General features: G+C 35.4%; 19 protein-coding genes. 6 read left to right on the forward strand and 13 right to left on the reverse strand.

Translation table 11 applies throughout. The features are described 5' to 3' along the window. Positions 1 to 39 precede the first annotated feature (39 nt). Positions 40 to 717: a YiiX family permuted papain-like enzyme gene (locus tag KORDIASMS9_RS03750; protein ID WP_114901553.1), complete on the reverse strand. Its 678-nt coding sequence runs from the start codon at positions 715 to 717 to the stop codon at positions 40 to 42. A gap of 211 nt (positions 718 to 928) precedes the next feature. Between KORDIASMS9_RS03750 and hemN the strand changes: the two genes are divergently transcribed. Both hemN and KORDIASMS9_RS03760 read left to right on the forward strand, forming a co-directional pair. Next, on the forward strand, positions 929 to 2,290 hold the full coding sequence (hemN, locus tag KORDIASMS9_RS03755) for an oxygen-independent coproporphyrinogen III oxidase (RefSeq protein ID WP_114901554.1): 1,362 nt from the start codon (positions 929 to 931) through the stop codon (positions 2,288 to 2,290). 22 nt (positions 2,291 to 2,312) lie between these two features. Then, positions 2,313 to 3,146 carry a universal stress protein gene (locus tag KORDIASMS9_RS03760; protein WP_114905137.1) on the forward strand — a complete coding sequence of 278 codons (834 nt, stop codon included), beginning with the start codon at positions 2,313 to 2,315 and terminating at the stop codon, positions 3,144 to 3,146. Between the two features lie 191 nt (positions 3,147 to 3,337). On the opposite strand, the gene KORDIASMS9_RS03765 is transcribed toward KORDIASMS9_RS03760, so the two are convergent. Beyond that, positions 3,338 to 4,162 (reverse strand): universal stress protein, encoded by an 825-nt coding sequence (locus KORDIASMS9_RS03765; protein WP_114901555.1) that lies wholly within the window; start codon positions 4,160 to 4,162, stop codon positions 3,338 to 3,340. Between the two features lie 69 nt (positions 4,163 to 4,231). After that, positions 4,232 to 4,651 carry a CBS domain-containing protein gene (locus tag KORDIASMS9_RS03770; RefSeq protein ID WP_114901556.1) on the reverse strand — a complete coding sequence of 140 codons (420 nt, stop codon included), beginning with the start codon at positions 4,649 to 4,651 and terminating at the stop codon, positions 4,232 to 4,234. Positions 4,652 to 4,773: 122 nt separating this feature from the next. Between KORDIASMS9_RS03770 and KORDIASMS9_RS03775 the strand changes: the two genes are divergently transcribed. Then, a complete protein-coding gene (locus tag KORDIASMS9_RS03775) occupies positions 4,774 to 6,639 on the forward strand; it encodes a CBS domain-containing protein (RefSeq protein WP_114901557.1) in 1,866 nt (621 codons plus the stop codon). A gap of 20 nt (positions 6,640 to 6,659) precedes the next feature. Beyond that, a complete protein-coding gene (locus KORDIASMS9_RS03780) occupies positions 6,660 to 7,796 on the forward strand; it encodes a succinylglutamate desuccinylase/aspartoacylase family protein (RefSeq protein WP_114901558.1) in 1,137 nt (378 codons plus the stop codon). A 108-nt stretch (positions 7,797 to 7,904) separates the two neighbouring features. Here KORDIASMS9_RS03780 and KORDIASMS9_RS03785 read toward each other — a convergent pair whose 3' ends face one another. The 9 genes from KORDIASMS9_RS03785 to KORDIASMS9_RS03825 all read right to left on the reverse strand — a co-directional run bounded on the left by KORDIASMS9_RS03785 (position 7,905) and on the right by KORDIASMS9_RS03825 (position 17,742). Further along, on the reverse strand, positions 7,905 to 8,633 hold the full coding sequence (locus KORDIASMS9_RS03785) for a hypothetical protein (RefSeq protein ID WP_114901559.1): 729 nt from the start codon (positions 8,631 to 8,633) through the stop codon (positions 7,905 to 7,907). A gap of 120 nt (positions 8,634 to 8,753) precedes the next feature. Next, positions 8,754 to 9,455 (reverse strand): sulfite exporter TauE/SafE family protein, encoded by a 702-nt coding sequence (locus tag KORDIASMS9_RS03790; RefSeq protein WP_114901560.1) that lies wholly within the window; start codon positions 9,453 to 9,455, stop codon positions 8,754 to 8,756. A 235-nt stretch (positions 9,456 to 9,690) separates the two neighbouring features. Beyond that, positions 9,691 to 10,137 carry a FixH family protein gene (locus KORDIASMS9_RS03795; protein ID WP_114901561.1) on the reverse strand — a complete coding sequence of 149 codons (447 nt, stop codon included), beginning with the start codon at positions 10,135 to 10,137 and terminating at the stop codon, positions 9,691 to 9,693. Positions 10,138 to 10,260: 123 nt separating this feature from the next. Then, the gene (gene ccoG, locus KORDIASMS9_RS03800; RefSeq protein WP_114901562.1) at positions 10,261 to 11,685 is read right to left on the reverse strand and encodes a cytochrome c oxidase accessory protein CcoG; all 1,425 of its coding nucleotides are present in this window, start codon (positions 11,683 to 11,685) and stop codon (positions 10,261 to 10,263) included. Between the two features lie 18 nt (positions 11,686 to 11,703). Next, the gene (locus tag KORDIASMS9_RS03805; RefSeq protein ID WP_114901563.1) at positions 11,704 to 12,657 is read right to left on the reverse strand and encodes a cbb3-type cytochrome c oxidase N-terminal domain-containing protein; all 954 of its coding nucleotides are present in this window, start codon (positions 12,655 to 12,657) and stop codon (positions 11,704 to 11,706) included. Continuing rightward, positions 12,654 to 12,842 carry a CcoQ/FixQ family Cbb3-type cytochrome c oxidase assembly chaperone gene (locus KORDIASMS9_RS03810; protein WP_114901564.1) on the reverse strand — a complete coding sequence of 63 codons (189 nt, stop codon included), beginning with the start codon at positions 12,840 to 12,842 and terminating at the stop codon, positions 12,654 to 12,656. Before KORDIASMS9_RS03810 ends, KORDIASMS9_RS03805 begins: the two co-directional genes overlap by 4 nt. 6 nt (positions 12,843 to 12,848) lie before the next feature. After that, a complete protein-coding gene (gene ccoN, locus KORDIASMS9_RS03815; protein WP_114901565.1) occupies positions 12,849 to 15,062 on the reverse strand; it encodes a cytochrome-c oxidase, cbb3-type subunit I in 2,214 nt (737 codons plus the stop codon). Between the two features lie 30 nt (positions 15,063 to 15,092). Beyond that, positions 15,093 to 15,257: a cbb3-type cytochrome oxidase assembly protein CcoS gene (gene ccoS, locus KORDIASMS9_RS03820; protein ID WP_114901566.1), complete on the reverse strand. Its 165-nt coding sequence runs from the start codon at positions 15,255 to 15,257 to the stop codon at positions 15,093 to 15,095. 112 nt (positions 15,258 to 15,369) lie between these two features. Beyond that, complete coding sequence (locus tag KORDIASMS9_RS03825; RefSeq protein ID WP_114901567.1) at positions 15,370 to 17,742, reverse strand: heavy metal translocating P-type ATPase metal-binding domain-containing protein; 2,373 nt, start codon at positions 17,740 to 17,742, stop codon at positions 15,370 to 15,372. Between the two features lie 153 nt (positions 17,743 to 17,895). Here KORDIASMS9_RS03825 and KORDIASMS9_RS03830 point away from each other — a divergent pair, with 153 nt between their 5' ends. Further along, complete coding sequence (locus KORDIASMS9_RS03830) at positions 17,896 to 18,573, forward strand: Crp/Fnr family transcriptional regulator (protein ID WP_114901568.1); 678 nt, start codon at positions 17,896 to 17,898, stop codon at positions 18,571 to 18,573. A gap of 246 nt (positions 18,574 to 18,819) precedes the next feature. After that, on the forward strand, positions 18,820 to 19,527 hold the full coding sequence (locus KORDIASMS9_RS03835) for a hypothetical protein (RefSeq protein WP_114901569.1): 708 nt from the start codon (positions 18,820 to 18,822) through the stop codon (positions 19,525 to 19,527). A gap of 59 nt (positions 19,528 to 19,586) precedes the next feature. Here the strand turns inward: KORDIASMS9_RS03835 and KORDIASMS9_RS03840 are convergent, their stop codons facing one another. Next, the gene (locus tag KORDIASMS9_RS03840; RefSeq protein WP_114901570.1) at positions 19,587 to 19,919 is read right to left on the reverse strand and encodes a single-stranded DNA-binding protein; all 333 of its coding nucleotides are present in this window, start codon (positions 19,917 to 19,919) and stop codon (positions 19,587 to 19,589) included. Between the last annotated feature and the right edge of the window lie 59 nt (positions 19,920 to 19,978).

Genomic DNA, 19,978 nt, shown 5'->3' on the forward strand with positions numbered 1-19,978 from the left:
TATATAATATTTAGGCATTACTTGTATTTTTACTTGGTTTTACTTTTCCATCACCAATATTAGTTGATCAGAAGCAAACATGGCGGCAGGAGAAATTACTTTTTCATTGATTGGAATGTTGCTTCCGTAGCGTTCTTGCATTTTAGATTGTACAATTTTATGACTCAAGTCAAAATCTGAAAGCTTCTCAAGTTGTCCAATTTCTATATTTGTTGCCTCTTTGTATATTTTCCAAACAAGTTCTGAGCAATATATTTTATCATCGGACCATTCAAAATAAATATCATACGATTTTCCTTGATATTTTTCGCCGATTTTTTTCATTTTAGAAAGCATCGAACTTGTTAGAACTTGGTTGGCATTTGCCAGTCGTTTAATTACATAATGTCCGTTTTTACCTCGATCTATCCATTCTTGCAAAGGTGTTACTGTTACAGGTTGAATGGCTTCATACACAAAATAGTCACCATCCATTTCATAAATAATTCCCATGTGACTATATGTTGAATTTGTAGCTAGTTGAATGGCTTTGCTTTGATTTGATGTGGACGTCTGAAAGATGATATCGCCACTTTGAAGGTTACCATTGCGTGTATGTTGTGCTGTTTTTTGAGTATCTTTTTGTACTCCATAAGCAAATTGATACATTTCAGTGACCCAATATACTAAGAAACTTAAAATTCCAATAATAATCAGTGTTAGTAGTGTTTTTTTCATTCGTATTTATAGTGAACATTCCTATTATTTTTAAAAGCTACAATAATCTTATGTTGAGTCAAAACTAAACAAAGAGTTTATCCTATTTTTAACACTTATTTTTATTTCTTTTTCGAATCGAATTCAAAAATTAGATAAACTTCTCAAACATGATATAAATCATATATTGCCTGCAACACGATGCCTAATTTTGGCTTATAACAAATTAGGTATGTGCAATTTAGTAAATAAGTATAATGTAGCGGGGCCGCGCTACACGAGTTATCCAACCGTTCCGTATTGGAATATGGAAACGTTTTCGGTTGATCGCTGGAAAGCTTCCGTTCAAAAATCATTCAACGAAAGTAATGCCGCAGAAGGTATTAGTTTGTACATCCATTTACCATTTTGCGAAAGTTTGTGTACATTTTGCGGCTGCAATAAACGCATTACGAAGCGTCATGAAGTGGAACAACCGTATATAAAAACATTGCTCAAAGAATGGGCGTTGTATTGCGAATTGTTTGAAACCAAACCCAATATTAAAGAGATTCATTTAGGCGGCGGAACACCCACATTTTTTTCACCAGAAAATTTACAGAGATTGATAGAAGGCTTGTTGTCTTATGCTAATGTAGCAGCAGGACATGAGTTTAGCTTTGAAGGACATCCCAACAATACCACAGCAGCACATTTGCAAACGTTGTACGATCTTGGATTTAGACGTGTGTGTTTTGGTGTGCAAGATTATAATGAAACGGTTCAAAAAGCCATTCACAGAGTACAACCTTTTGAAAATGTACAACGCGTAACCGAATTGGCACGAAAAATTGGCTATACATCTGTAGGACATGATCTTATTTTCGGATTGCCTTTTCAAACCTCCGAACATGTACAGGAAACGATTGAAAAGACAAAATTGTTAAAACCTGATCGCATTGCGTTTTATAGTTATGCGCATGTGCCATGGATAAAAGGAAACGGACAACGCGGTTTTCGCGATGAAGATTTGCCAACCGCAGACGAAAAAACAGCACAGTATAATTTAGGCAAACAACTATTGCAAGAAGCGGATTATACAGACATCGGAATGGATCATTTTGCCTTACCAACCGATTCGTTATATACTTCTATGATTGAGAAGCGTTTGCACCGGAATTTTATGGGATACACGGCGCAAAAAACACAATTAATGATTGGTTTGGGCGTGTCTTCTATTGCTGATAGTTGGTACGGATTTGCACAAAATGTGAAGAATATTGAAACCTATCATCATTTGGTGAATGAAGGCATGATTCCTTTAGCAAAAGGACATATTTTAAGTGCGGAAGATTTGCTGATTCGCACACATATTTTAAATTTAATGTGTCACTTTAAAACGTCTTGGACAACAGAAACGACACAGGTTCCAGAGTTGGCAAACATCACTGAAAAATTAGCAGAATTTGAACGTGATCAACTGATTCAGATACAAAACAACACCATTAGTATTACTAAAAAAGGAAAACCATTTGTACGCAATATTTGCATGGCATTCGATGTATTATTACAACGCAAAAAGCCCAACACACAATTGTTTTCCATGACTGTTTAACATTAAAACTTCCAATATTATGATACAAAAAATTATTGTCCCGATAGATTTTTCAAAGCATTCTGAATACGCTTTAGAAGCAGCAGCTGCTTTGGCACAAAAACACAATGGAGAAATTTTAGCATTGCACATGTTAGAATTGTCGAATGCACTTATTTCTGATGATGACAACTCCAAACAAGCAGAAGCTGTTTTTTACTTGAAGTTGGCAGAACAGAAGTTCGCAGATTTTTTAGACAAACCATTTTTAAAAGACGTCAAAGTCACGCCAATTGTAAAGCATTTTAAAGTGTTTAGTGAAGTGAACGATGTAGCCAAAGAACACAATGCGGATATGATTGTGATGGGTTCTCACGGAACCAGCGGATTGAAAGAAATTTTTATCGGCTCTAACACCGAAAAAGTAGTGCGTCATGCGGATATTCCTGTGTTAGTGATTAAACATCATCCTATTTTGACCGATTTTGAAAAAGTAGCTTTTGCGTGCGATTTCTCTAAGAAAGCTATCAAACCGTATATCAACGCTTCGCATTTATTTAAATCGCTCGGTATTCAGTTGCACTTGGTATATATCAATTTACCAGGTACAGGATTTAATAGTACTACTGAAATGGAAGAAAAAGTGACTGACTTTTTAAAGGTTGCGGATGGAAATTTAGACAATTTAGACAATGTACATTATATAAACGATTATTCGATTGAGCAAGGTATTTTAAATTTTGCAAGTGCCAAAGGTGCCGATTTGATTGCCGTGGCAACGCACGGTCGCAAAGGGTTGGCACATTTTTTTGAAGGAAGTATTTCGGAAGACATTGCCAATCATTCTGCATTGCCAGTCATGACTTTCAGAATTTAAATGTTGTGTGAAGTCTTGAAACTTCACACAACATTTTTAATCTTTATTTTTATTGCATCATCGTAAAGTTGCAATATTTTTTAAAAGGCAGGAAATTTCGGGATTTCCTGCCTTTTTTTGTTTGTTATTACATTTTGATACCAATTTACACGTAAAATGGTATGATCTTAAAGTAAATTTGTTGTTTTAAGCTAAGGATGCACCACCAATAAAGGTCGCTTTAACGTCTTACTAATTGTGGTTGTGGAAGAATGCTTGAATAAACGATCAAAAACAGATTCTTTTTGAACGATTAATCCAATGGTGTCGATGTCGTGCATTTGTACGTAGCACGATTTTGCATAATCTAACGGTACATTTTCAATAACGTTGTAGGTGTAGTTGATGTCTTTGCAATTTTTCAGTAAGAACGATTCGTCATACCGATTGCCCGTAAATCCTTTTTCATATACGCGCAATACATGTGCGTGAATGTTTTGTTGCCTTACAACGGTTAGAATTTTATCAAACGCTTCACTCTGTATATCATCTTTCACGTCTAATGGCACTAACATGGTTTTTGGTGGATGAAATTTTACATCTTCCGGAACCACCAATGTATTGCAATTGATTCTTCTAATAATGCTTAACGTGTGACTTCCAAAGAGAATTTCGGCAGCGTTAGAAACACCGTTAAAACCTGCAACAAGCAAGTCAATATTTTTTTCTTGAATAGTCCTATGTATAGCGTCAATAAAGCTGTTGTAATCTATTATAGCATGAAATTCATGTTGTTCTTCGGCAGCTTCATCAAGTTCAACTTTGAGTTTGTGTAAGCGTGCTTTTTCCGCTTTCAACACACTATCATACACATTTGCAGTAGCGGAAGACATTAAATCATCTAGTGTAAAACTTCCTGATTTATGAACATACATCACATAAAAACAACAGGTTTCATTTTTTAGGAAATTTATAGCGTATTGTATAGCATTACGCGAACACGTTGAAAAATCAGTAAGTACTAAGATGTTTTTCATAAGATTAAACTTTTAAATGACGCTGTGTAAAGTCGCTGTGTAAAGTCTGAGACTTTACACAGCGTTTTATTAAAATTGATCTAAAAGATAATTAATTAAATCGGTGGTAGTTAAAATTCCAACTAATTTTCCATCATCTACCACTGGCAATGCATGAAATTCTTTTTGAGCTAAAATTTCTGCAGCTTCTTTGATGGTAGTCTCCGATGTAACACTGACTAAGTTTTTAGCCATGACTTGCTCTATCGTAAACATATTGTATACGATCGTTTCTACAGATTCCTCTTCTTCAAAAGCAGCATCGGCAAAACTGATACGCAATAAATCTGTATAACTTAACATTCCCGTAATTTCATCGCCGCTTACCACAGGAATATGGCGGATATTGTTTGCTTTGAATAAACGTTCTGCTGTATCTAATTTATCTGTATGATTTAACGTAATGACATTTGCTGTCATAATTGTTGAAACCGGTGTTCTTTTCTTCATCTTGTTTTGAGTTTTAAATTCTATATCAAATGTAACGACAATGTTAAAAAACAGCTATGATATTTATCATGTCACAACATAAAATATAGTAGTAATTTTAGCATACCAATATTTTACACATTATGGGATCACAACTAGTAAAACCAATAGATTCAGACGAATTACAAAAAGAATTTATACAACAATTATTGTACGATATAGAAGCCTTGGCGACAATGATTGAAACGAACGATTTTGAACAAGGAATTCAACGTATTGGCGCAGAACAAGAAGTATGCATTGTCGATTCGTTTTACAGACCTTCGTTTAATGCATTGGAAATTTTAGACGAAATCAACGATCCGCATTTCACAACAGAATTGGGTTTATTCAACATAGAAGCCAATTTAGATCCTATTGTGTTGAAAGATAATTGCTTCTCACAACTAGAAAAAGATTTAACGTATTTGTTAGAAAAAGCCCAAAAAGCAGCGAAAACTATTAAAGATAACAAAATCATACTCGCAGGAATTCTACCAACCTTCAAACGTAGTGATTTGGTTTTCGAAAATATGACACCTCACAAACGTTACAAAACCTTAAACGATATTTTAAAAGACATCAAAGGAAACGATTTTAAACTGCAAATTAGAGGTGTAGATGAACTTATTTTACGTCATGAATCTATCCTTTTTGAAGCCTGCAACACAAGTTTTCAAGTACATTTACAAATTGGTTTGGACGAAATTATTGATAAATACAACTGGTCACAAGCCATTGCAGGACCTGTATTAGCTACCATGACCAATGCACCAATGTTGCTAGGAAAAGAATTGTGGAGCGAAACACGCATTGCCCTTTTTCAACAAAGTATTGACTTGCGAAATACATCACACTTACTAAGAGAACAAAAACCGAGAGTTTCTTTTGGAACCGATTGGATAAAAAACTCTATTCTGGATGTGTTTACCGATGATATTACACGCTATAAAGCCTTGGTAACCACCGATTTTGAAGGAAATTCCGTAGACGATTTAGCCAAAGGTATCAAACCAAAATTAAAAGCGTTAAATCTGCACAATGGAACCTTATATAAGTGGAATAGAGTCTGCTACGGAGTCGCTAAAAATGTAGCACATTTGCGCATTGAAAACCGATACATTCCTGCAGGACCGAGCATAAAAGACGAAATTGCCAATGCGCTATTTTGGGTGGGCGTAATGCAGGGAATGCCTGATGATTGTAAAAATATCTGGGAAAGAATGCATTTCAAAGATGCGCGTGGCAACTTTATCAAAGCGGCGCGTACAGGATTGGATTCGTATTTTAATTGGTTTGGCGAAGGAATTTCTGCCAAAAAATTAGTGTTGGAAGTGTTGATTCCGATGGCAAAAGAAGGATTAAAAAAATCGAACGTAAGTGATACCGACAGCGATTATTATTTAGGTATTATTGAAGATCGCGTTCACAAAAACACTAACGGGAGCAAATGGCAAGTCCGCAGTGCACGAAAACTAAACAAAATAGTTTCTGCGGAAGAAACCAATATCTTATTGACGCATCATTTATATCAAAATCAATTGGAAAATCGCCCTGTTCATGAATGGGAATTGGCAACAGTTTCGAGTGATGCGCAAAAACATTCACAAAACAAAATGTACAAAGTAATGACGAAAGAAGTGTATGTAGTGAATGAAAATGATTTGGTCGGTTTGATTGAAAAAATAATGCAATGGAAAAACATTCATCATATTCCAGTGGTGGATGAAGACAATAAAATTGTGGGCATCATTTCGGCTACAAATTTAAACGCCAACTCGCATAAAGATATGTTTGTCAAAGAAATAATGAGCACCAATATTATTGTGGGAACTCCTGAAATGACCATAGAAAAAGCTGAAAAACTTATGTTGGATCACGAAGTTGCCTGTTTGCCTATTTTAGATAATGATTATTTAGTTGGTATCTTTACTAAGAATGATCTTAAAAAAATTAAAAGCAACTATTAATTCAACGCAGAATTCTGTATATGCAACCTCATCTCCTTTTAGACGTAAAGCGCACTATTTACAGTCACACCAATCCTAAAGCTACCAAAACGTTGGTTTTTATTGGTGGAATTCATGGCAATGAACCTGCGGGAATTTATGGACTGCAACATGTCATTGCCGCAATTTGCAAGCACAAACTTGAATTGCAATGTAATTTATATGCCTTGGCGGGAAATTTAAACGCGATTCAAAAAAATATTCGATATGAAACCACAGATCTCAATCGATTGTGGACACACGAAAACATTCAAAAAATTACGTCACAAACTACTTTCAATTCACAAGAAGAAAAAGAACAAGCAGAATTGCATGAGTGTATACAAGATATTTTAAACACGCATTCGGGAACGTTTATTTTTATCGATCTGCATACAACTTCCTCCGAAACGATTCCATTTATCACCATTAGCGATTCGTTAAAAAACAGAGCATTTGTATCTAATTTTCAGCTTCCGATCATTTTGGGAATTGAAGAATACCTAGATGGTCCATTACTAACGTACATTAACGAATTTGGATATATCGCCTTGGGTTTTGAAGCGGGACAACACGAAGATCCAGAAGCGGTCAAAAATTGTGAAACGTTTATTTGGCAAGCATTAATGGCTGCCGAAGCACTTACGAAACATACTATTGAACCGTTGAATGTTTTACCAAAGAACTTTTTAAAAGTTAAAAATTTAGGCACTTTTTATGAAATCAGTGATCGGTATCATCTGAAAAAAGAGGAAAATTTTACGATGAAACCTGGATTTAAAAATTTTGATACGATTCAAAAATCACAAGAAATCGCTACTAGCAATTCAACAACTATCAACGCAAACGTAAGTGGAAAAATATTTATGCCGTTGTATCAAAAACAAGGAGACGATGGATTTTTTATCATTACTGAAATTTCTACATTTTGGCTGAAACTTTCGAGCATGTTCAGAACCTTGAATTTACATCATGTATTGCGAATTTTACCTGGCGTACAACAAGACAAATCGAATGCAAATGCGCTTATCGTTAATCCGAAAATAGCTGCATTTTTAGCGACTAAAATATTTCACTTGTTTGGCTACCGGAAAAAAGTGTTGAAATCTGAGAAGTGGTATTTTATAAAAAGGGATTAGCGCAAAGTGTAACACAAAGTCGAGAGACTTTACTATGCTACGACTTTGCTTGACGCGCCTTTACAAAATCAAAAGATTGGCAAAGCCTACCAACTTTGCCAACTATTTTTATAATTTTTTATCTGCCTTTTTTGCAATTTTCTTTAGTTTTTTGTCTAAATGTTTCATGAGTTTATCCATGGCGCTTTCACACATTGGGAGTATTTTTTTAGGAGACAACACAGGGATTCCTTTTACCATTACTGTTGTTTTTTTAGATCTGGCAGCTTCATTGATAGCAAACACTTTCTTTCCTTCTTTATTATACAATGCCATTCTGTAATTTGCTCGCATTTTTATAGTCGCTGTTTTTCCAATTCCAAAACCTTTTACAAGACTAAAGTGAATTTCAATAAAAAGAACGCCATCAGCTTCACTAAATAATTTAGCTGCACCTTCTTCATTCGCTTTCCCTAAAATACCTTCATAAATATATTTATAACCATCATACACAATGTATCTTGATAGTTCTGCTTCAGTTCCTTCCAACTTAGGTACAAAATTCTTGTAAGCTTCATCATTTAAAACTTCGGCTTCTGGAAGCAATTGAAATGGTAACTTCTTTGAATATTCATCAAAAAATGTTTTGTGAAATTTCTCTAATATGGGCGTTAAATTGAAATCAGGATTGTTTCTTAAATTGGCAACTCTTGTAATGAGTTCTTCGCTTCCAATACCTAAGTCTGAAAAACCAATAGTTTTGTCAGTATAAAATGATACAACAGCGACTTTCTTGTCCTGTGAGAAGGATAACGTTGTAAAAAAAATGAGTGCTAGTAAAATAAAATTTTTCGTCATATAATCGTTTTAAGTTCGCCCTAAAACTATGACAATCTAAGATAGCATCAAAGTAATTGAGAAGGATTAGCCCGAAGTTGGGAGACTTTGCTTCACAATTGGTAAAGTCTCACATCTTTACTAATGACAATTCATCGTACTCGTGACCAAACCTGCATTTGGCGCTGGAGAAATATAGGGAATGCCCAAGCCTAAACCGCGTAAAATAAATAACATCCCAATAATAACTACAAACACAGGAATTGCTTTTTGAATTCGACGTTTGATAGAAGTATTTAAAAATTTTCCAATATAAATTGCCGTCGTCATGAGTGGAATCGTTCCTAAACCAAAAAACAGCATGTACACACTTCCTTCTAGCATGCTTCCCATAGCAACAGCACCAAAAACTGCCATATAGACCAATCCGCACGGAAGAAATCCGTTTAAAAAACCAATGGTAAAAAAAGTATCTAAGGTTTTCTTTTTGAATTGTTTTCCTAAACTCGATTTCACTTTCGAAATCACTTTAAAAATAGGTTTTGAAAAGTTGTATTTATTAAAGGTTGTGTAAGGAATCAGAATCACAACAATCATCAAAATACCTATTGCAATTGACAAACGTTGTTGAATTCCGAAAATGTACAAGCTTTTTCCAAGCAAGCCAAAAACGAATCCGATAGTTGCATACGAGAGCAATCGCCCAACGTGATACAATATAATTTGTCCTGCTTTTTTATATGTATTGGAACGATCTACTGGCAACATAAAGGCGATTGGTCCGCACATGCCTACACAGTGAAAACTTCCTAACAATCCTACTATAAAACCTGCTGCAATCATCAATATATACTTTTTACATTCCTGCGAAGGCAGGAATCTCATTACTTTTTTTGTCATTCCTGCGAAGGCAGAAATCTACATCATATTCCTTTTTGAGGCTATCTAAAAAGTAGAAAACTCGTCAAACCCAACTCGATTCGGTTTCCCATAACAGCTAATAATTTGAGTATTATGGGATTCTGGGTCAAGCCCAGAATGACGTTTTTCAAAACTTTTACAGTTCATTTTTCTGTATCTAATATTGAATCTCTTCTTTAAACAAATACTCGGTGTCGCCATCGCTCCAATCGACTTTTATGTTCCAACGACCATCCAACAAACGATTGTCAGGTATGAGCAATGTGTGATGAGATAATGAAATCGGAATTTCAAAATCAAATTGTTTGTTTGATGGTCGATATAGGAACACTTTTCCTTTTATTTTTTTACTATCTATGGTTTTCGGAAATTGAATTTCAACGCCTGATTTACTTTGTTTTAGCTGTAAATTGGTGGTTAATTGTAGCGCATTACGTTCTTTATCAATATTCGATTGGTATTTCAATTCTTCTTCGTAATATGTATCGGTTACCAAATCATGATCGTACTTTGATTGTACATTCATATTGATTACGAAATACATAATGAAACTGATAAATGCTATAAACGCTAATACAATTCCTGTTCCCCAATTTATTTTCATGACTTTAGTTTTTTAGTTTTTTTATGGCTTGCTTCGAGTGCCTCAGCAAGCTTTGTTTTGTACATATTATCTTCTTCAAGCGCAATCGAAATACAATTTTTCTTCAGCCAAAAGCAAAGCGACCTAATTATAACTCGACGGTCCCATAAAGTTAATTTTTGTGGTTTCTATCAGTTTTTCATCACTATACACGTCTATAACGAGCTTCTTTTTACCATTATCAATTTGATGTTCAGGTATTTCAATAAACATGGTTCCTTCTGCTATTCCTTGTTTTGGTACGATAAATTCTTCGCTGATAGATACCAATCGAATGGTTCCAGGCACTTTTCTAATTTTGAATTGTACATGCGGAATGGCTTCTGTGGTTTTGTTAATCACTTTGTAGGTAAACACATTGCTAATCATGTTGTTTGCCTTTTTCTCATACAATTGTCCACGCAAACGTACAATATTTGCTTCTACATCATTTCGGATCAATAACATTCCGATCAATACACCAATTAAGATCACTAAAACTGCTGAATACGCTTTTAATCGTGGTGTAAATTTGAACTTTTCTTTCTTTTCAATACCTGCTTCACTGTCGTAACGAATCAATCCTTTTGGTAAGTTTATCTTTTCCATAATGGTATCACATTCGTCAATACACGCGGTGCAATTTACACATTCGAGTTGTGTTCCATTTCGAATGTCAATTCCAGTAGGACATACATGTACACACTGAAAACAGTCAATACAATCGCCAAAACCAAGTTCGGCTCTGTCTTCATTTTTTCGAAATTTTTTACGTCCATTTTCGCTTTCGCCACGTTTATGATCGTATGCCACTACAATAGACTTTTCATCCAATAGTACACCTTGCAATCTTCCGTAAGGGCAGGCAATAATACATACTTGCTCGCGAAACCATGCAAAGACAAAGTAAAATACGCCTGTAAATATTAAGAGCGGAAATAAGGTTCCTAAGTGTTTAAAAGGACCGTCTAAAATATCTTGAATGAGCTGATCGCTTCCAATTAAATACGCTAAAAACACATTGGCTATTGCAAAAGAAATTAGTAAAAATATAGACCATTTTAGCAGTCGTTTTTTAATTTTTTCAGCATTCCATTTTTGCTTATCGAGACGAATTTGTTTTCCTCTGTCACCTTCAATCCAATATTCAATACGTCGAAAGACCATTTCCATGAAAATGGTTTGCGGACACATCCATCCACAAAAGATACGACCAAACGCTACCGTAAATAGTGTAATAAAAATAACGCCAATAATCATGGAGATGACCACCATGTGAAAGTCTTGTGGCCAAAACGGAAATCCGAAGATGTTGAAACGGCGTTCCAACACATTGAATAGTAAAAATTGGTTTCCGTTAATTTTTATAAAAGGAGCAGCAAATAGAAAGAGTAGCAAGATATAACTAACAATTTTACGCCACTCATAATATTTGCCGCTTGGTTTTTTTGGATACACCCAAGCACGCTTTCCTTCTTCATTGATCGTTCCGATGGAATCTCTGAATCGTTCATTTTCTGGTGTTTCCACAACTTGTTTTTTAGTTGATTAGTTGATTGCTGACGTTTCTACTTTTATAGAATCATTGGCTTTTTCGTCCATGACTTCTTCCTTAACATCAGGATCTACCCAAATTTCTCCTTCTGCTGGTTTTGCGCCTTCTCCAGGAGTTGTTCCTTGAAATGTAAGCACATAACTTGCTACTTGCTGAATTTGTTCAGCTTTGAGTCCTTGTTTCGTCCACGCATTCATTCCTTTTCCTGGGCGTCCACCTAACGAAATGGTTTTGAAAACGTTTTTAATACCTCCACCTAAAATCCAGTTTTTATCAGTGAGGTTTGCACCAATTCCTCCACCTCCATCAATTCTGTGACAAGAGACGCAGTTTTTTACATAAATTTGTTTTCCCGCGCTGATGTCTGAAGCTTCTGTGAGTAAGGTAACCGCATCATAGTCTATCACATTATTAGTATTCTTTGCATTGTATAGGTCTATTTCAATTTGCGCTAACTTTTCTTCTTGTTGATATTCTAGGTATTGATTTTCTCCATCAAACACATGATATTTTAGCATATAAATAACTCCAAAGATGATCGTTGCGTAGAATCCGTACAACCACCATGGCGGTAAGTTATTGTCTAACTCTTTGATGCCATCATAATTGTGGTCGAGAATAATTTCTGCTTCTGCTTCCACAGGTTTCGAGTCTACTAATTTGTTGTAGATTTTTTTAAGCTTCGTAAACCTTGGCTTGCGTTCTTTATTTTCTTCATATCGTTTTTTCGCTTCTTCATCTAAACTATTGTATAGAATTCTTTCAAAAGCTGCCACGATGCCTTCAATGGCAATTAAGATGAGTAACACCAGTAGTAAGAACAGCATGATCATAGGATTCTCCATAAATGCTGGTCTATCGCCAGATTCAACAAAGTATTCGATTCCTATCATGATTAGGAAAAAAACGACGAGTACACGTACCCAAGATGGAATTAAATTTCTCATGGCGTTTGGTTATTTTTTGAATTGTCTAATGGTATATTACTCACTTTTGTGATGTATTCTTTTTTGGCAGTGAATACCCACCAAAATAACACCACAAAAAAGGTAAAGAAGATGACTAAGGAAATCAGCGGATAAATTTCAATACCCGTAATAGTTTCCATATGATTTTTTACAAATTTCAACATGATATATTATTTATTTTGTGATGCTACTTCTTTTGAATCTTTTACTTGTATGTCTGTTCCTAATCGTTGTAAGTATGCAATTAAGGCAACGATTTCACGGTCTTTTATTTCTATAAATTCGGTTCCTTCTGTAGCTGCTTTTTCTCTTCCAGTTTTGAATGATTTTAATAAATCAGGATCCTGCTTTAAGTTTTCTACAATTCCGATGGCTTGTTCGTCCATAAATTGTAAAGCATCTGCAATTTCTTGCTCTGTGTATGGAACACCCAATGTTACCATGGCACGCATTTTATCTTGTGTGCTAGATGTATCAAGCCTGTCTCTAATCAGCCAAGGATAGGATGGCATGATGGAAGTTTCTTCAATTCCTCTTGGATTGTACATGTGTTTGTAATGCCACGCATCATTCTTTTTTAACTTGTCTGTTCCTTCACGTTGCAAGTCGGGTCCTGTACGTTTACTTCCCCAAAGGAATGGATGATCGTACACAAATTCGCCTGCTTTTGAATATTCTCCATACCGTTCTACTTCACTTCTAAACGGACGAATCATTTGCGAGTGACAACCGACACAACCTTCACGGATGTAAATATCTCTACCTTCTAGTTCTAATGGTGTGTATGGTTTCACTTCCGTAATGGTCGGAATATTAGAATCAATCATTATTGTAGGAACGATTTGTACAATTCCACCAATTAAGATCGCAATCGTAGCATAGATGGTTAATTTGATTGGCTTACGCTCTAACCAAGTGTGCCATCCTTCACCTTTTACACGTTTTTTAGATACACGCTGTAATGCAGGTGCTTCCGCCAATTCGTCTGTAACTTTATTTCTTGATTTAGAAATGGTAAGTACAATGTTATACACTAAGATCAACATCCCTATGATGTATAGAGTACCTCCAATAGCACGCATCCAATACATTGGAATGATTTCCGTAACCGTTTCTATAAAGTTTGGATATACTAAGTTTCCTTCTGGATTAAATTGTTTCCACATGAACGCTTGTGTAAATCCTGCTACATACATTGGCAATGCATAGATGATGATTCCTAAAGTTCCTATCCAGAAATGTGCATTTGCCAAACCTCTGGAGAACAACTTTGTTTTAAATAATCTTGGTACCAACCAATAGATCATACCAAAGGCTAAGAAACCGTTCCAAGCTAAAGCGCCAACGTGAACGTGTGCAATAATCCAATCGGTAAAGTGAGCAATAGCATTTACATTTTTTAAGGAAAGCATTGGTCCTTCAAAGGTTGCCATACCGTATCCAGTAATTGCCACTACCATAAACTTCAACACAGGATCGGTTCGAACTTTATCCCAAGCACCACGAAGTGTCAATAATCCGTTGATCATTCCTCCCCAAGAAGGCATAATTAACATTACGGAAAAGGCAACTCCTAAGTTTTGTGCCCATTCTGGCAATGCTGTATATAATAAATGGTGTGGTCCTGCCCAGATGTAAATAAAGATGAGCGACCAAAAGTGTACAATAGAAAGTCGATACGAGTAAATAGGTCGGTTTGCCGCTTTTGGCACAAAGTAATACATCAATCCTAAAAATGGTGTGGTTAGGAAGAAGGCTACCGCATTGTGTCCGTACCACCATTGCACCAAGGCATCTTGTACACCTGCGTATACAGAGTAACTTTTTAAGGCGCTTACTGGCAATTCTAAACTGTTAAAAATGTGTAATACTGCAACTGTTACAAACGTAGCTAAATAGAACCATATTGCCACATATAAGTGACGTTGTCTTCTTTTTAAGATCGTCCAAATCATGTTGACACCGAATGCAACCCAAATTAAGGCAATTGCAATGTCAAATGGCCATTCTAGTTCTGCATATTCTTTAGAAGTTGTGTATCCTAAAGGCAATGTTAATGCGGCTCCTACAATGATTAATTGCCATCCCCAAAAGTTGACTTTACTTAAAAAATCGCTTGCCATTCTGGCTTTTAGTAATCGCTGTAGTGAGTAATATACTCCTGCAAAAATGGCGTTTCCTACAAAGGCAAAAATTACTGCATTGGTGTGTAATGGACGTAAACGACCAAAACTTAGCCAAGAAATACCTTCACCAAAATCTGGAAACAAAAATAAGAATGCTAATAACAATCCTACTAACATTCCTACAACTCCCCATACTATAGTTGCATAGATGAAGTTTTTAACGATTTTATTATCGTAATAAAACTGTTGGATTTCCATAATATTATATATTAATTTTTATAGTTAGTTCTATTTTTTTGGTTCTTCTTTTACTAATTCATCTTCAAATAGCATGCGCACCGATGGCGTATAACTATCGTCAAATTGTCCGTTTTTTACCGCCATGATAAAGGCGACAAAGAAGAGTATTGCGACCACAATACTGATGGTTAGTAAAACATATATAACACTCATACCTATTGAAGTTATGGCTCAAAAGTACAGTGGTGTAGGTTCCTAAAAAATGACTTTTGTCATGTTTAGTGCTTATTTTTTGTTTAGAATGATTCTTTCCAAAAAAGCTACTTTATCTGTTTAACTTTTTACCTAAAACAGTTGTACAAAGCGTTGTAAACACTACAATACTGATGGAACTCAGCGGCATTAAAATTGCAGCGATTACGGGCGCTAATTGTCCCGTTATGGCAAAATATAAACCAATAGAATTGTAGATAAACGACAGTACAAAACTCCATTTGATGATTTTAATTGCCGCTTGGGAAGCATTGATAAAAGCATCTAATTGATTGAATTTGGAAGCGTCTAAAATGGCATCGCAGGCTGGAGAAAATACGTTTACATTTTCCGAGAGCGCAATTCCCACATTACTTTGCGCCAATGCACCTGCATCATTCAATCCATCGCCAACCATTAATACTTTGGCACCTTCTTTTTGGTGATAGTGAATGTATTCGAGTTTGTCATTTGGTTTTTGATTGAAGATCAATTTGGTTTTGGCAGGAAGCAACTTTTTTAAGTTTTCACGTTCGCCTTCATTATCTCCCGAAAGGATTGCCAAATCAAAGTTTTTCTTCAAATTATTGAAGAGTTTTGACACCCCTTTTCGGTATTTATTGTAAAAGGTATATTTTCCTTTATAGGAATTGTTTGCACTGATATGAACCGTAGTATTGAGTACTTTTTTATCTTCTTGATGTCCTACAAATGTTGCCGCGCCTACTTTTATATTGTTATTATCATATCGTGCGGTCATTCCTTTTCCAACATGTTCTTCAAAATGATCGAGTGTAACGATGTTTTGTGCGTCTAAAATGTTGTACAACGTTCTGCTTAACGGATGATTGGAACCGCGCAAGGTACTTTTTAGCAACACCAATTCTTCCGTTGTTAATTGTTCGCCTTCGTAATTTGCCGTGCTTTTTTTGTTGGAAGTAATCGTTCCTGTTTTGTCAAAAATAATGGTATTGATACTGGCTAATTGTTCTAAAACACTGGCATTTTTTACGTAGAATTTCAACTTTCCAAAGATGCGCAATAAGTTTCCAAAGGTAAATGGTGCTGCCAATGCAATTGCGCATGGACAGGCAATGATTAATACAGCCGTAAAGACATTCATCGCTTTGGAAGCATCAAAAAATAACCAAAAAGTAGTTGCAATTATCGCAATGGATAATACTGTGATGGTAAAATGTTTACTAATTGCATTTGTTAAGGTGGTGAAGCCTTCTTCTTTGTTTTTTTCGAAGACGTCATTGCTCCACAATTGTGTGAGATAACTTTGTTCAACCGATTTGATCGCTTCTATTTCAATGATGCCTGAGGTTTGCTTTCCGCCGGCAAATAGGTTGTCGCCCGATTGTTTTTGAACCGTTTCTGATTCGCCTGTGACAAAACTATAATCTATAGCAGCATTTCCATTCATCAAGATGCCATCAACCGGAATCAATTCTTCATTTCGAATGAGCAAACGATCACCTTTTTTGATATCGTACACTTGAATGGGTGTTTCTTTTCCTTTCAAAATTTTGGTAACGGCAATTGGAAAGTAGGATTTATAATCGCGTTCAAACGAAAGAAACGTATAGGTTTTTTGCTGGAAAAATTTCCCAAGTAATAGAAAAAAGACCAATCCCGTAAGGCTATCAAAAAAACCTGAACCCAAATCAAAAATGATTTCCACAGAGCTTCTCAAAAATAACACCAAGATTCCCAATGCAATGGGCACATCAATGTTTAAGAGTTTGGCACGTAGTCCTTTGTATGCCGAAATGAAATAATCTTGCGCGGCATAGAAAACCACAGGAAGTGAGAAGGCAAACATTAGCCAACGAAAGACAACTTTGTATTGTTCAATCCAAAAGCCACTGACTTGAAAATATTCGGGAAACGATAGAAACATGACGTTCCCAAAGGCAAATCCTGCAATTCCAAGTTTGTAAATGAGCGTACGATTGATGTTGGTTTTTCCCGTACTGTAATCTTCCAAACTGATGTACGGTTCATAGCCAATTTTGCTCAACAACAATACGGCTTCTTTTAGTGAAAAGTTGGTTGAATTGTACGTAACACGAACTGTTTTCTTGCCAAAATTAACTTGCGATGCTGTGATTTCAGCATTGAGCTTGTGCAAGTTTTCTAAAATCCAAATACAGGAACTACAGTGAATGTGTGGAATGTACAAGGTAACTATTTGTTTGCCATCATCGTTAAATTCCAATAATTTATCAATGATGTTTTGCTGCGTTAAAAAATCGTACTTTCCTTGTATTTCTTTTGGAATGGCACCTGGTGAATTTTGTAAATCGTAGTAACATGATAAGTCGTTTTCTGCAAACAGTTCATAGACGGTTTTACAGCCAAAACAACAAAAAGATTTTTCTTCTATTTGAATGATTTCTTCACATACATCACCACAATGAAAACATGTAGTTTCGCTCATAATATTGCTCATTTATACCTGTAACAAAGGTTACAAATGAATTACTGATAAAATATGATATTTGTCATAGTTTGAATACCTTTATAGGTATGAACTTGTTTCAACTTTTTGATTTGTGAAAAGGTTCCGTAAGTTCCATCTAAATTTTCTATTATGAGCAATTGTGAACAGTGTATTGTCCGACAGTTTAATTCGTTAAAATCATTGACGAGAGAAGAGTTAGTTCGGATTTCTAATTGCAAAGTTTCCAAAACGATTAAAAAAGGGGAATTGATTTTTGATGAAGGTGAAAATGTAAATGGAATTTATTGTATTAAAGAAGGTGTTTGCAAATTGACCAAGTTGAGTGCCAACGGAAAAGATCAGATTGTAAAGTTGGTGGTGAAAGGCGATTTGGTGGGACAACGTTCGTTGGTGAGTGAAGAGGTAACAAATTTGAGTGCTACTGCTTTGAGCGAAATGGAAGTTTGTTTTATTCCGAAGCATGAAATTATGACTGATTTACATGAAAATTCCAACTTTTCTATGGACGTGTTGCAACACATGGCAAAAGATTTGCGTGAAGCTGATAATGTAATAGTAAATATGGCGCAAAAGTCAGTACGACAACGCTTAGCAGAAGCGTTAATATACGTTCATTCGGCATTTGGAACCAACGAAGACGGCATGCTCACCATTGTACTTTCTCGTGAAGATTATGCCAATATTGTGGGAACCGCGACGGAATCTGTAATTCGAATTTTATCACAGTTTAAAAAAGACAGTTTTATTTCTACAAAAGGCAAGCAAATTAAGATTGAAGATTTGGGTGCGTTGAGGCGTGTGGAGTGACTTCGACAAGCTCAGTCACCTCCTTTTTCGACAAGCTCTGTCACCTCCTTTTTTAAAGCTTAGCAGCCTCCTTTTTCGACAAGCTCAGTCATCTCCTTTTTTTAAAAGCTTAGCAGCCTCCTTTTTTGACAAGTTTGCTATCTGTTTTAGTACGTATTTATTGTCGTGTTTTGTTCAAATTCCTTATTTTCTACTATTTCAATCTTTTCGTTATCTTTAATCCTCCAAAAATAACAACCCATCATTATGAACGTTGCATACAAAAAGAAACTCACGGAAACGATTATCACTATTTTAGTTATTGTTATTTTAACGGCTGTTGGAATTTTCTTTTTAAGAAAACACGCTGATAAAGAAGGTAAAGAATTAATGAGTGCCATGGATGCTGTGAGTCAGCTACATTCAGAACAAGGGATTCGAAATTGTATTACTACGAATGATTCCGAAGAGAAACGCATGATTATTTTAAACAGTGCATTGCAAAACTATAAGGAACAACACGAAGTTACTTTTTTAAAGTTATACACCTATCATTTTACTTCGATGACATTATTTTTGCTGTTCTCTATTCTTTCTGCGTTAACGGTTTTTATTATTACTCAAGAAGGTTGGAAAGGAACATCACATACTGTCAAAGTGCTATTCTTAGTATTTACCTCACTGACTTCTTTTTTCGGTTTGTCGGCAAGTACCTTTGATCAAGAAAAAAGTATTCATCGAAACGGGAAAGCATTTATCAATTACGATAATTTGCAGAAAAGACTATTTAATTATTGTGCTACAGGCATTGATATTGACGGAGATTCTATTTCGTTTACTGAGATGCATACTGAAGTTATGAAAGAAGCTTCAGATTTGCATGATTTTTATTTGGAGTTTGACGAACAAAATTTGGAAACTAAAAACATATTCAATTTTACGAAAGAAGAAAAAGAAGAAGCTGTACAAGAATAAAAAGAGACTGATTTCCCAACAATCAGCCTCTTTACAGATAAGCAATAGATTTCCCAAATCTACCTTCCTAACATTAATATTTCGTTGACTATAATCTCAGTTACATATTTTTTTTCACCTTCGTCGGTTTCATAAGAACGATTGGTCAATTTTCCTTCGACGGCAATTTCTTTTCCTTTGAGTAAATATTTTTCAACGAGTTCTGCTGTTTTGTTCCATGCGATTAGGGAATGCCAGTAGGTGTTTTCAATCTTATCGCCCTGAGCATTTTTATACGTTTCATTGGTTGCGATAGAAAATTTTGCGATTTTTTTTCCATCGTCTAAATTGATAATTTCTGGATCGTTTCCTAAGTTTCCGATTAACTGTACTCTGTTGCGTAATGTGTTCATAATGTTTATGTTTTAAAAGTTAGTATTTTGATTTTGTGTTCGAATCGTTCTTGTGATTC

It is taken from the genome of Kordia sp. SMS9, assembly GCF_003352465.1.
In the GTDB taxonomy this organism is placed as follows: domain Bacteria; phylum Bacteroidota; class Bacteroidia; order Flavobacteriales; family Flavobacteriaceae; genus Kordia.

Bases quoted from the DNA above. Each gene is read 5' to 3' on its own strand.
- KORDIASMS9_RS03750 (WP_114901553.1), bottom strand. From the start codon at position 717: ATGAAAAAAACACTACTAACACTGATTATTATTGGAATTTTAAGTTTC.
- hemN (WP_114901554.1), top strand. From the start codon at position 929: ATGTGCAATTTAGTAAATAAGTATAATGTAGCGGGGCCGCGCTACACG.
- KORDIASMS9_RS03765 (WP_114901555.1), bottom strand. From the start codon at position 4,162: ATGAAAAACATCTTAGTACTTACTGATTTTTCAACGTGTTCGCGTAAT.
- KORDIASMS9_RS03770 (WP_114901556.1), bottom strand. From the start codon at position 4,651: ATGAAGAAAAGAACACCGGTTTCAACAATTATGACAGCAAATGTCATT.
- KORDIASMS9_RS03775 (WP_114901557.1), top strand. From the start codon at position 4,774: ATGGGATCACAACTAGTAAAACCAATAGATTCAGACGAATTACAAAAA.
- KORDIASMS9_RS03780 (WP_114901558.1), top strand. From the start codon at position 6,660: ATGCAACCTCATCTCCTTTTAGACGTAAAGCGCACTATTTACAGTCAC.
- KORDIASMS9_RS03785 (WP_114901559.1), bottom strand. From the start codon at position 8,633: ATGACGAAAAATTTTATTTTACTAGCACTCATTTTTTTTACAACGTTA.
- KORDIASMS9_RS03790 (WP_114901560.1), bottom strand. From the start codon at position 9,455: ATGATTGCAGCAGGTTTTATAGTAGGATTGTTAGGAAGTTTTCACTGT.
- KORDIASMS9_RS03795 (WP_114901561.1), bottom strand. From the start codon at position 10,137: ATGAAAATAAATTGGGGAACAGGAATTGTATTAGCGTTTATAGCATTT.
- KORDIASMS9_RS03805 (WP_114901563.1), bottom strand. From the start codon at position 12,657: ATGAGAAATTTAATTCCATCTTGGGTACGTGTACTCGTCGTTTTTTTC.
- KORDIASMS9_RS03810 (WP_114901564.1), bottom strand. From the start codon at position 12,842: ATGTTGAAATTTGTAAAAAATCATATGGAAACTATTACGGGTATTGAA.
- ccoN (WP_114901565.1), bottom strand. From the start codon at position 15,062: ATGGAAATCCAACAGTTTTATTACGATAATAAAATCGTTAAAAACTTC.
- ccoS (WP_114901566.1), bottom strand. From the start codon at position 15,257: ATGAGTGTTATATATGTTTTACTAACCATCAGTATTGTGGTCGCAATA.
- KORDIASMS9_RS03825 (WP_114901567.1), bottom strand. From the start codon at position 17,742: ATGAGCGAAACTACATGTTTTCATTGTGGTGATGTATGTGAAGAAATC.
- KORDIASMS9_RS03830 (WP_114901568.1), top strand. From the start codon at position 17,896: ATGAGCAATTGTGAACAGTGTATTGTCCGACAGTTTAATTCGTTAAAA.
- KORDIASMS9_RS03835 (WP_114901569.1), top strand. From the start codon at position 18,820: ATGAACGTTGCATACAAAAAGAAACTCACGGAAACGATTATCACTATT.
- KORDIASMS9_RS03840 (WP_114901570.1), bottom strand. From the start codon at position 19,919: ATGAACACATTACGCAACAGAGTACAGTTAATCGGAAACTTAGGAAAC.